The 11188-nt window shown below is 71.3% G+C and carries 11 protein-coding genes; 4 read left to right on the forward strand and 7 right to left on the reverse strand.

Annotation, left to right across the window (positions count from 1 at the left end; translation table 11 throughout):
• Positions 1 to 13: 13 nt before the first annotated feature.
• From smc to J7495_RS14895, 4 genes are read right to left on the reverse strand one after another with little or no spacing between them, the layout of a single operon-like run.
• Entirely contained in the window at positions 14 to 3436 is a 3423-nt protein-coding gene (gene smc / locus J7495_RS14880) for a chromosome segregation protein SMC (RefSeq protein ID WP_294057466.1), read from the reverse strand.
• A 29-nt stretch (positions 3437 to 3465) separates the two neighbouring features.
• Positions 3466 to 4194 carry a thioredoxin domain-containing protein gene (locus tag J7495_RS14885; protein WP_294057467.1) on the reverse strand — a complete coding sequence of 243 codons (729 nt, stop codon included), beginning with the start codon at positions 4192 to 4194 and terminating at the stop codon, positions 3466 to 3468.
• A 26-nt stretch (positions 4195 to 4220) separates the two neighbouring features.
• On the reverse strand, positions 4221 to 4919 hold the full coding sequence (locus tag J7495_RS14890) for a thioredoxin domain-containing protein (protein ID WP_294057469.1): 699 nt from the start codon (positions 4917 to 4919) through the stop codon (positions 4221 to 4223).
• On the reverse strand, positions 4919 to 5449 hold the full coding sequence (locus J7495_RS14895) for a DciA family protein (RefSeq protein ID WP_294057470.1): 531 nt from the start codon (positions 5447 to 5449) through the stop codon (positions 4919 to 4921). The genes J7495_RS14890 and J7495_RS14895 overlap by 1 nt, the downstream gene beginning before the upstream one ends.
• 28 nt (positions 5450 to 5477) lie before the next feature.
• Between J7495_RS14895 and J7495_RS14900 the strand changes: the two genes are divergently transcribed.
• From J7495_RS14900 to nudC, 3 genes are read left to right on the forward strand one after another with little or no spacing between them, the layout of a single operon-like run.
• Positions 5478 to 6515 carry an A/G-specific adenine glycosylase gene (locus tag J7495_RS14900; RefSeq protein WP_294057472.1) on the forward strand — a complete coding sequence of 346 codons (1038 nt, stop codon included), beginning with the start codon at positions 5478 to 5480 and terminating at the stop codon, positions 6513 to 6515.
• Positions 6506 to 7792, forward strand: a complete 1287-nt coding sequence (locus J7495_RS14905) for a serine hydrolase domain-containing protein (protein ID WP_294057474.1) — start codon at positions 6506 to 6508, stop codon at positions 7790 to 7792. The genes J7495_RS14900 and J7495_RS14905 overlap by 10 nt, the downstream gene beginning before the upstream one ends.
• Before the next feature lie 13 nt (positions 7793 to 7805).
• Positions 7806 to 8675 carry an NAD(+) diphosphatase gene (nudC, locus tag J7495_RS14910; protein WP_294057567.1) on the forward strand — a complete coding sequence of 290 codons (870 nt, stop codon included), beginning with the start codon at positions 7806 to 7808 and terminating at the stop codon, positions 8673 to 8675.
• Positions 8676 to 8679: 4 nt separating this feature from the next.
• Here nudC and J7495_RS14915 read toward each other — a convergent pair whose 3' ends face one another.
• The 3 genes from J7495_RS14915 to J7495_RS14925 all read right to left on the reverse strand — a co-directional run bounded on the left by J7495_RS14915 (position 8680) and on the right by J7495_RS14925 (position 10449).
• Positions 8680 to 9180: a hypothetical protein gene (locus tag J7495_RS14915; RefSeq protein ID WP_294057475.1), complete on the reverse strand. Its 501-nt coding sequence runs from the start codon at positions 9178 to 9180 to the stop codon at positions 8680 to 8682.
• Between the two features lie 17 nt (positions 9181 to 9197).
• A complete protein-coding gene (locus tag J7495_RS14920) occupies positions 9198 to 9446 on the reverse strand; it encodes a helix-turn-helix transcriptional regulator (protein WP_294057476.1) in 249 nt (82 codons plus the stop codon).
• 112 nt (positions 9447 to 9558) lie between these two features.
• Positions 9559 to 10449, reverse strand: a complete 891-nt coding sequence (locus tag J7495_RS14925; protein ID WP_294057477.1) for a prephenate dehydratase — start codon at positions 10447 to 10449, stop codon at positions 9559 to 9561.
• 105 nt (positions 10450 to 10554) lie between these two features.
• Between J7495_RS14925 and J7495_RS14930 the strand changes: the two genes are divergently transcribed.
• The gene (locus J7495_RS14930; RefSeq protein WP_294057479.1) at positions 10555 to 11181 is read left to right on the forward strand and encodes a cytochrome c family protein; all 627 of its coding nucleotides are present in this window, start codon (positions 10555 to 10557) and stop codon (positions 11179 to 11181) included.
• Positions 11182 to 11188 lie beyond the last annotated feature (7 nt).

The raw sequence follows: 11188 nt of genomic DNA on the forward strand, positions 1-11188 counted from the left end.
GCGTCGCCCCCTCTCATTCGGCGGCGAGCAGGGTCTCCGCGCCGCCCAGGTCCACGCTCACCAGCCGGCTGACGCCGCGCTCGACCATCGTCACGCCGAACAGCCGGTGCATGCGGCTCATCGTCGCGGCATTGTGCGTCACGATCAAGTAACGCGTTCGGGTATCCTGGGTCATCACTTCGAGCAGGTCGCAGAAACGCTCGATGTTCGCATCGTCGAGCGGCGCGTCGACTTCGTCGAGCACGCAGATCGGCGCGGGATTGGTGAGGAACAAGGCGAAGATCAGCGCCACGGCGGTCAGCGCCTGTTCGCCGCCCGAGAGCAGGGTGAGCGACTGGAGCTTCTTCCCCGGCGGCTGCGCCATGATCTCGAGCCCCGCCTCGAGCGGATCGTCCGAATCGACGAGCGCGAGATGCGCCTGGCCGCCGTTGAACAGCGTCGTGAACAGCCGGCGGAAATGCTGGTCGACCGCTTCGAACGCCGCGAGCAGCCGCTGGCGGCCCTCGCGGTTGAGCGTGCCGATCGAGCCGCGCAGGCGATTCACCGCCTGCGACAGCTCGTCGCGCTCCTGCGCATTGGCTTCGCTCGCGCTGGTCAGCTCGGCGAGCTCGCTCTCGGCGACGAGGTTCACCGGGCCGATCCGCTCGCGCTCGGCCATCAGCCGCTCGTGCCCGGCCGATTCGTCCTGAGGGGTGCGGACCGATTCGGCGGCGAAGCCCGCGCGCTCGGGAAGCAGCGGCGGCGGGCATTCGAACCGCTCGCCCGAGAGCCGGCCCATCTCGACGCGGCGGAGGTCGTGGTTCTCGGCGCGCGCGACAGCGCCCGCGCGATGCTCGCGCGCTTGGCTGAGCGCCTCGCCGGTGGTGCGCACCGCTTCCTCGGTGCCGCGCAGCACGCGTTCGGCCTCGGCTTCGGCGGCCTGGGCCGTGGCCGAATCGACGCGTGCGGTCTCGCTCGTCGCTTCGGCCTCGGCGATCGCGCGGTCGAGCGCTTCGGGCTTGCCGGCGAGCGAATCGCTTTCCTCGGCGAGCGCGGCGGCGCGCGCCTCCATTTCGGTCGAGCGCCGTGCCGCTTCGCCCGCGCGCGACTTCCAGCTGCGGCTCTCGGCACCCGCGGCGGCGAGCCGCTCGCGCTGCTGGACGATCTCGCGCTCGAGCCCGCCGCGCTCGGCGCGCGCGGTGGCGACGGTGGCGCGGCGCTGGTCGGCCTGGACCGAGAGCTCGGCGACGCGCGCACGCGTCTCGCTGCCGTCGGGGAGCGCGGTCCTGGCGGCTTCGGCGCGCGACAGTTCGCCCGCCGCTTCGTCCTGCTCGGCGGCGACGCGGCCGCGCCGGGCTTCCAGATCGGCGCGCTGCGCTTCGAGCCGCTCGATCTGCGCGGCGGCGCGGTCCTCGGCGCGCGCGGCTTCGCGGCCAGTGTTCTCGGCATGGTCGAGCAGCTTGCGGCAGTCGCCGGCGTTGCGCCGTGCCTCGGCGATCGCTTCCTCGACTTCTGCGACGCCCGCATCGGCGCTCTCGACCGCGCGCACCGCCGCGGGCCGCGCCTTCTCGATCGCGCGGAGGCGATTGACGCGCTCGAGTCGCTCGGCCGCGGCGGCGCCGCCCGATCGCGCGACATAGCCGTCCCAGCGGCGCAGCACACCCGCGAGCGTCACCAGCCGCTGCCCGACCGCGAGCGGCTGTCCGCCGTCCGCCTCGGCGACGAGCACCTGCGCCAGTCGGCGAGCGAGCGCGGGCGGCGCCTCGACTCGGTCCGAAAGCCGAGTCGTGCCCGACGCCGCGGCGGGGTCGCCCGGCATCGCCTCGGCACCGGCCCAGTGCCGGTCGGCCGCCGGATCGAGCCCGGCCTCGAGATCGTCACCCAGCGCTGCGGCGAGCGCGCGCTCGTAGCCGGCGTCGACGCGCAGCTTGTCGAGCAGCCGATCCTTGCCGTCGGTGCGCGTCGCGCGGGTGAGCGCGGCAGCCTCGCTGTCGAGCTGGGCCAGCTCGGCATGCGCGAGCGCGCGCGCCGACTGCGCCTTGTCGCGCGAAGCGATCGCCGAACGCTCGGCGGCATCGGCGCGGGCGAGGCCCGTGCGCGCGGTCTCGCCCTGCCGCGCCGCCTGGGCCCGCGCCTCGGCCGCACGCGCCTTCTCGGCATGGAGCGGCGCCGGATCGGCGACGGCCCGGAGCTCGGCCTCGACGCGCGCGACTTCGCGCATCGCGCGCTCGACTCGCGTCCGCGCCGCCGCCAGCGCCGCTTCGGCGACGCGCGCCTCGGCTGCCTCGCTCGCCTGCGCCGCCAGCGCCTGGGCGAGCGCCACCTCGGCATCGCGCGCCAGCCGCTCGGCTTCGGCGAGCGCGGCGTCGAGCCCCGGCATCCGCCCGGTGCCCTCGGCGATCCGCGTATCGAGCGACGCGCTTTCCTCGGCGAGCCGCGCCAGCGCTTCGGCGGCGTCGCGCGCGAGCGCATCCTCGCGCCCGCGGTCGTCGGCGAGCCGCACTGCCGCTTCGTGCAATTCCCTGATCCGTCGCTCGACCCCGGCGCGGTCGCTGCGCAGCGTCGCCAGCCGGTGCATCGCTTCGCTCGCCCGGTCGCGCAGCGCCAGCGCTTCGGCGCGCAGCGTCGCGAGATGCTCGGCGGCGGCCTGCTGGCGCTCGGCGGCCTCGGCCTGCGAGGCGGTGCGTGCCGCGACCGTCATCTCGGCGGCCTGCGCTTCCTTGCGCGCCTCCTCGGCGGCGACGGCAGCGTCGCGCCAGCGCGCGAAGATCATCTTGCCCTCGGCAGTGCGAATCCTGTCCGAAAGCTCGCGGTAGCGCTCGGCCTGGCGCGCCTGGCGCTTCAAGGCGGCCGCCCGCGCGTCCTGGTCGGCGATCAGCTCGTCGAGCCGCTGGAGGTTGGTCTCGGTCGCGCGCAGCCGCGCCTCGGCGTCCTTGCGGCGGACGTGGAGACCGGCGATCCCCGCCGCTTCCTCGAGCATCGCGCGGCGCTCGCCGGGCTTGGCCTGGATGATCGCGCCGATCCGCCCCTGGCTGACCAGCGCGGGGCTATGCGCGCCCGTCGCCGAATCGGCGAAGAGCAGCGACACGTCCTTGGCGCGCACGTCGCGCCCGTTGATCCGGTAGGCCGAGCCCGCGCCGCGCTCGATCCGGCGGACAACTTCGACTTCCTCGCCGTCCTCGCCCGTCTCACCCCCCAATTCGGTGGTCAGGATCGAGACTTCGGCGAAGTCGCGCGCCGGCCGCGTCGCGGTGCCGGCGAAGATCACATCCTCCATGCCCGCGCCGCGCATCGACTTGGCGCTGTTCTCGCCCATCGCCCAGCGCAGCGCCTCGAGCAGGTTCGACTTGCCGCAGCCGTTCGGCCCGACGATACCGGTCAGCCCCGGCTCGATGCGCAGGTCGGCGGGATCGACGAAGCTCTTGAAGCCGGTCAGCCTCAGGCGCTTGATCTGCATCGTCGATCCCGGCCCTCGTCAGGCCCCGGTCAGCGCGCGCCCGCCGCCTGGAGGCGCGGCTCGAGCTGCTCCCAGGCGACGACGTCGTCGACCTTCTTGTCGTTGATGAAGAAGGTCGGCGTGCCGTTCACGCCCTTCTCGATGCCCTTGTTGATCCGGTCGTTGATCGTCTTCACCAGGGCCGGATCGGTGAGGCACTGGCGCGCCTTCTCCTCGGGCACGCCGCGCTGCTTGATGAAGTCGAGATAGCCCAGGCCCACGGCATAGGCGAGCGGCTGCTGCGTCTTCTGCAGCGACTGGACCTGCGCATAGACCTGCTCGATCTTGGCGTTGAGCTCGGTCTGCTGGGCGTACATCTGATCGAGCACGGGGAAGAAGGCCTCGGTCGACACGCAATTGCCGAGCAGCGAGGGCGCCGCGTCCTGCGGGTGGACCCAGAATTCGCGGAACTCGTAGCTCACCTTGCCGGTCGAGACGTATTTGGCGCGCAGCGGCTCGACGCCGGTGTTGGCGAAATGGCCGCAGACCGGGCAGGTGCGCGAGCCATATTCGAGCAACTTGATCGGCGCGTTGGGATTGCCCTGGATATAGCCGTCCGAGGTCTTGGACACGACGTCGAGCCAGGTCTTGCCGGCAGGCGGGGCGACCGCGGCGACGGGCGTGGCGCTGGTCACCGCGGCAGTGGAATTGCCGCTGCCGCCGCCATTGCATCCGGCGAGGAGCGTCAGCGGCAGCAGGAAGAGGGGGGCAACACGCATGGGTTCGTCACTCCAAAGAAAGGGGGTCAGGCGCCACTGGCCTTCAGCACCGGCTCGAGGTCGGCCCAGCTGAAGGCATCGAACTTGACGCCGTTGATCTCGAAGGTCGGGGTGGAGCGCACGCCCGACTCGGCCGCCTCGCGCACGCGGCGCTCGCGCTCGCCGAGCGCGGCCTGGCTGGCGAGGCACTGGTTGGCCTTGGCCGCGGGCACGCCGAACCTGGCCATCAGCTCGACATAGCCCAGCCGCCGCGCCCATTCGCCGGGCTGCTGGAGCTTGGGCAGCTTGGCGATCACCGTCGCCATCTGCTGGTTCGCACGCGCGTTGAAGCCGGCCTGGCCGGCGTACATGGCATCCAATAGCTTGAAGAAGCTCGCGGTCGGCACGCAATGGCCAAGCACCGAGAGGCCGGGGTCCTGCGGGTGCACCCAGAAGTCGCGATATTCGTAGCTCACCTTGCCGGTCGCGACATAGTTGGCACGCAACGCGGCGACGCCTTCATTGGCGAAGCGCCCGCAGGTCGGACAGCTGCGCGAGCCATATTCGACGAGCGCGAGCGGCGCATCGGGATTGCCCTGGCGGACGCCGCCCTGCGGCGTGATGGCGACCACGCCCAGCCAGTTGGTCTGCGGCGCCGCCGGCCTGGCGGGCGCCTTCGCATGCATCGCGAGCGCGGCGACGGGGAGCAGCAGCGCAGCGGCGGCGAAGCCGAGGATCCGGCGCATCAGCCGATCTTTCCGATCACCGGCAGGCCCTGCGCCGCGACGCCCTTGGCCAGCGCCTCGAGCACTTCGCGCAGCTCGGCGTCGGCGATGCCGCGCAGGCTCTCGCCCAGCTCCTCGGGCACCGGCGCGAGCTCGGGCTTGGCGGCCGGGCGGCCGGGGCGCGTCACCACGCCCTGGCGGATCTGCACCTTCGCCACGGCCTCATAGCCGAAGAACCGGTTGACCCGCTCGACGATCTCGGGGGCGATATGCTGCATCATCGGGGCATGCGCGCCCGCGACGACGAGGCTCAGCACGCCCTCGGCGCGCTTGCCCTGCGGGAATTTGATCGATTCGGGCGAGGAGACGCGCGCATAGCGTTCGCCGACGATCTCGCACCAGCGGCTCACCACCGAATGCTGGACGAAGCCGAACTTGCGGAAGGCGGCGCGGCCGACGTCGGGCAGCAGCTCGGAGACCGCGCGCGGGCGGTTCGAACGCTGCGGCTCGGGCTTGGGCCGGCGCGTGGTGGTGCGAGGGGGCTTCGTCATTCCAGGCAACCCATGCCATAGGCGGGGCGTGCCCGACAACATCGCCGACAAGCTTCTCCACTGGTATCACAGCCACGCCCGCAGCCTGCCCTGGCGCGCGCCGCCGGGCGAGCCCCCGCCCGACCCCTATCGCGTGTGGCTCTCCGAAGTGATGCTCCAGCAGACCCAGGTCGCGACGGTGAAACCCTATTTCGACAGATTCACCGCGCGCTGGCCGAGCTTCGCCGCGCTGGCCGCCGCCGACGACGCCGATGTGATGGCCGCCTGGGCGGGGCTCGGCTATTACGCCCGGGCGCGCAACATGCTCGCCTGTGCCCGCGCCGTCGCCTCGCTGGGAAGGCTCCCCGACAGCGAGGCGGGCCTGCGCGACCTGCCTGGGATCGGCGCCTATACCTCGGCCGCGATCGCCGCGATCGCCTTCTGCCAGCGCGCGGTGGTGGTCGACGGCAATGTCGAGCGCGTCGTCGCACGGCTGTTCGCGCTTGAGGAAGCACTGCCCGCCGCCAGGCCGCGGCTCCACGCGCTCGCCGATTCGATCACCCCCGACACTCGCGCCGGCGACTTCGCCCAGGCGATGATGGATCTCGGCGCGACGGTCTGCACGCCGCGCAACCCCGTCTGCCCGATGTGTCCGCTACGCACCGACTGCCGCGCCTTCGCCCAGGGCGATCCCGAGACCTATCCCAGGAAGTCGCCCAAACCCGTCCGCCCGCAGCGCTACGGCACGATCTTCTGGGCCGAGCGCCAGGGCCAGGTGCTGCTCGTCCGCCGGCCCGACAAGGGCATGCTCGGCGGGATGCGCGCGCTGCCGACCGGTCCCTGGACCGACGAGCCCCCCGGCCTCGCCGGCGCGCCGCTCGCCGCCGACTGGCAGCTGACCGACGCAAGCGTGAGCCACGGCTTCACCCATTTCAGCCTCGAATGCGCGCTTGCGGTCGCTCGCGTCGCGGGCCATGCACCGGCGGCGGAAGGCGAATGGTGGCCGGTCGCCGAGCTCGATTCGGCGGGGCTGCCAACGCTTTTCGCGAAAGCGGCACGGCAGGCGGAGAGGATCGCATGCGCATGAAATGGCTCGGAATTCCGGCACTCGGTCTGTTGCTCGTCACCGGAGTCGCCGCGCCCGCCAGGCCGCCCGAGCGCATCGCCGCCGCGAAGACGCAGGCGCTGGTCAGCGACTATGTCGCGACCGACAAGGTCCCCGGCATGGTCGTCGCGATCGGCAAGGGCGACGCGGACCCGGTCTTCGTCGCCGCCGGCAAGGTCGGGATTGCGCCCACCGCGCACGCCGCGGACCCCGACAGCCTGTGGCGCGTCTATTCGATGACCAAGCCGATCACCGGCATCGCCGCGATGATCCTGGTCCAGGACGGCAAGCTCAAGCTCGACCAGCCGATCTCGGACTTCATCCCCGCGTTCAAGACCATGCGCGTGCTCGACGATCCCGCCGGCACGACGCTCGCGAGCCGCCCGGCAACCCGGCCGATCACGGTGCGCAACCTGCTCACCCACACCGCGGGGCTGGGCTATACGATCATCACCAAGGGCCCGCTGCTCGACGAATACAACAAGCTCGGCATCAACCCCGCGCAGGTGAGCCGCGGGCTCGAGCCGTCGATGCGCTCGGCCCGGCCTGCGACGCTCGAGGCCTTCGCCAACCAGGTCGCGACGCTGCCGCTGATCGCCGAGCCGGGAGCCAAATGGAGCTATTCGATCGGGCTCGACGTACTCGGCCGGGTGATCGAAGTCGCGAGCGGCATGCCGTTCGACAAATTCCTGCAGACGCGGATTTTCGACCCGCTGAAGATGCGCTCGACCTATTTCACCGTGCCCGCGAGCGAGGTCGGCCGCTTCGCCGACAATTATTTCTACACCGGCAGCACGCGGATTCCGCTCGATCCGGCGGCAAGCTCGGTGTGGCTCGATCCGCCGAGCTTCCCCTATGGCGGCGCCGGGCTGATCATGTCGTCGCGCGACTATGACCGCTTCCTCCACATGCTCGCCAACTATGGCACGCTCGACGGCATGCAGGTCCTCAAGCCGGAGATCGCGAAGCTGGCGATGTCGAACCTGCTGCCCGAGGGAGCCGATACCAGCATCCTCAACGCGACGGTCGCGCTGGGCGGCAAGCTCGGCTTCGGTGCCGGCGGCTCGGTGTACGTCATCGGCGCGCCGGGCGTGGCGCGCGCGGGCACCTACGGCTGGGGCGGCGCGGCGAGCACCATCGCCTGGGTCGACGCTGCCAATGGCCTCCGCGGCAACGTGATGGTCAACTACATGCCGACCGAACATTGGCCGCTGCGTGCCGACCTCAACAAGGCGCTCGCCGCCGACCTGGGCCTGTGATCCGGGCGGCGCGGTGAAGGGCCCCTGGTTCACCGGCGCGACGATCGACCGCGCCGACAATGTCCGCGCCGACGATGCCGCGATCGCCGCCGCCAGGGCCGATCCGGCGGCGCGGCTGCTCCGCCTCGCCGGACTCGATCCGTTGCTCGACGATGCCGGGCTGCTCGTCTGGGACACGCTCGACGCGGCGGGGCCCGACGACGACCTGGTGTTCCTCGGCTTCGATTCGGGTTGCCCGCGTTTCGCCGTCGCGAACCGCACCGCGCCCGCCGTCACCGGCCGCAGCCTCGAGATCATGGGCCTAGTCGCGCGGATGCAGGCCGAGGAAGCGGCGCTCTACGCCGGCGCGCGCAGCCTGATCGACTGGCACATGCGCCACCGCTTCTGCGCGAACTGCGGCCATGCCACTGCGCCGTTCAAGGCCGGCTGGGCGCGCCGCTGCCCCAATTGCGGCGCGGAGCATTTCCCGCGCACCGATCCGGTGGTGATCATGCTCGCCGAATATGAGGGCCGCGCGCTCGTCGGTCGCGGCCGCGGCTGGCCCGAGCGGCGCTATTCGGCGCTCGCCGGCTTCGTCGAGCCCGGCGAATCGATCGAGGAAGCCGTCGCGCGCGAGACCTTCGAGGAAGCGGGCGTGCGCGTGCGCGACGTCCGCTACGTCGCGAGCCAGCCCTGGCCCTTCCCCTCGTCGCTGATGATCGGCTGCACCTCGACCGCCGACGGCGACGCGATCACCGTCGACACGAGCGAGCTCGAGGACGTGATCTGGGTGACGCGCGACGAAGTCCGCGCCTCGCTCGCGGGCGAGCCGGCGCCCTTCCTCGCGCCCCCGCGCTTCGCGATCGCGCGCACGCTGCTGAAGGCGTGGCTGGCGGAAGGCTGAGCGATCAGTCCTCGGCGAGCGGCCGCGTCGCCCAGCTCGCGTGGAGCGTCGGCACCGCCGAATAGAGCGTCAGCAGCACTACCGCGAGCGCGTTGAGCTCGACGATCAGCGTCGACAACGGCCAGCGGCCGAGCGCCGCCATCGCGATGAGCAGCCAGATGCCGCCCAGCGCGACTGCGCTCATCGTGGCGAAGGCGACGAGGAAGGCCCGCGTCCGCGCTGCCCGATCGAACTCGTCGACGCGCTCGGGCGTGCCCCAGGGCTTGATCGGGCCGAACAGTGGGAGAAAGCCGGCGATGGCGAGCCCGAGATAGACGAGGACCTGCCCGGCGAAGCCCCAGCCGGCGTTGGCGAGGCTGATCGTCCATCCGCCAAACGAGAGCGCGAGCGCGACGATCGGCAGCCAGCGAAGGTGTCGGCGGCGCACCTGCCCTCGCGCCATTGCGGGGAGGCCGGTATGCTCGGCAGCGGCGTCCAGTGCCGAAATCAGGCGATCATGCTTCATATGCGTCTCCATGCCGCTCAGGCGGCCTCGTTCGCCCGCCGCAGCGCGAGGCCGACCGGCGGAAAGGGGTCGAACGAGAAGACCAGCTCGACCGGCACGTCGAACAGCCGCGCGATCTTCATCCCCAGCTCGAGGCTGGGGCTGTAGTCGCCGCGTTCGAGATAGCCGATCGTCTGCGGGTTTACGCCTACTGCCTCGGCCAGCTCGCGCCGACTCATCCCGCGCTCGGCGCGGAACAGGGCAATACGATTGTGGATGGCGGGCATGTTGCGTCTATTCCGTTCGATCTATTGTATTTAGACAACATATCGTGGCGGGAGTCAACAGCTCGCGTGCCAACAGCCGCCGCCGGGATGACGGTAAGGGATTGAAAAGGGCTTAGCCCCGCTCGCGCGCCTGGGGATAGGTGCCGAGCAGCCGTACCCATTTGGTGTGGAACGCCAGCTCGTCGAGCGCGCGGTCGACCGCGAGATCGCCCGGCTTGCCGACGATATCGGCGTAGAACTCGGTCGCCGCGAAGGTGCCGCCGCGCTGGTAGCTCTCGAGCTTGGTCATGTTGACGCCGTTGGTCGCGAAGCCGCCGAGCGCCTTGTAGAGCGCCGCGGGCACGTTCTTCACTTCGAAGATGAAGGTCGTCACGAACGGCCCCACGCCCGCCAGCGGCGGCGCCTCTCGGGCGAGCACGACGAACCGCGTCATATTGTGCTCGGCGTCGGCGATGTCCTCGGCGAGCGGGCGGAGCCCGTAGAGCTCGCCCGCGCCCGGCGGGGCCAGCGCCGCCACGCTCGGGTCGCCGAGCTCGGCGACGACGGCGGCCGCGCCCGCGGTATCGGGATAGGCGACCGGCGAGATGCCGTGTCCCTTGAGCCAGATCCGACACTGGCCGAGCGCCTGGGGATGGCTCATCGCTTCCCTGACCTCGCCGAGGCTGCCGCTGCCGACCAGCGCGTAGCGGATCGGCAGGAAATGCTCGCCGGTGATCACCAGCCCCGATTCGGGCAGCAGGAAGTGGATGTCCGCCACGCGGCCGTGGAGCGAATTCTCGATCGGGATCAGCGCACAATCGGCGCTGCCTTCGCGGACGGCATCGATCGCATCCTCGAAGCTGAAGCAGGGGAGCGGCAGCCCGTCCGGAAAGGCCTGGGTCACGGCGATATGCGAGTTCGCGCCCGGCGCGCCCTGGAAGGCGACGGCGCGGCTGGGCTCGGCTTCGGCGGCGGCGATCATGCGGGCGACGATCGGGCGGGCAGGTGCGGCGAAATTCTCCATGCGGAGCGCGGGCTAGCGGCCCGAAGCGCCTCGGGCAAGCGGCGGCCTTGCGTTCGGGGCGAGGGCGGTTCTAAAGGGGCGGACTTTTTCGTGGGGCCTTCGACGATGAGCAAGACGAACACCTTTGTGGGTTGGGTGCTGGCAGGCGGTGTTGCGGCGTTGGGTCTGTCGATCGCCAGCGGCATGGTGTTCAAGGCCGAGCCTCCGGAGAAGTTCGGCTATCCGGTCGAGGCCGAGGAAGCGACCGAGGGTGGTGCGGTCGCCGTGGCGCCGCTCCCCGTCCGCCTCGCCGCGGCCGATCCGGCCAAGGGCGCCGAGAGCTTCAAGAAGTGCGCCGCCTGCCACACGATCGCGCAGGGCGCCGCCAACGGCATCGGCCCGAACCTCTGGGGCACGCTGGGCGAGCCGATCGGCCAGGGTAAGGGAGGCTTCGCCTTCTCCGATGCGCTCAAGGGCGTCGGCGGCAATTGGGACTTCGACAAGATGGACCATTGGCTGACCAAGCCGAGCAAGTTCGCCGCAGGCACCAAGATGACGTTCGCCGGCCTGCCCGATCCGCAGGAGCGCGCGAACGTGATCGCCTACCTCAACAGCCAGGGCTCCAACCTGGCCTATCCGGCGGTCGCTGCCGAGGCTGGTGCGCCGGCGGGCAACGAAGCCGCGGGCAATGCGACGGAAGGCAATGCCGCCGAGCCGGCTGCGGCCGGCAACGAGACGACTCCCAAGAAATAGGCCCGGC

Origin of the sequence: Sphingomonas sp. (assembly GCF_017745215.1) — a bacterium.
Classification (GTDB): domain Bacteria; phylum Pseudomonadota; class Alphaproteobacteria; order Sphingomonadales; family Sphingomonadaceae; genus Sphingomonas.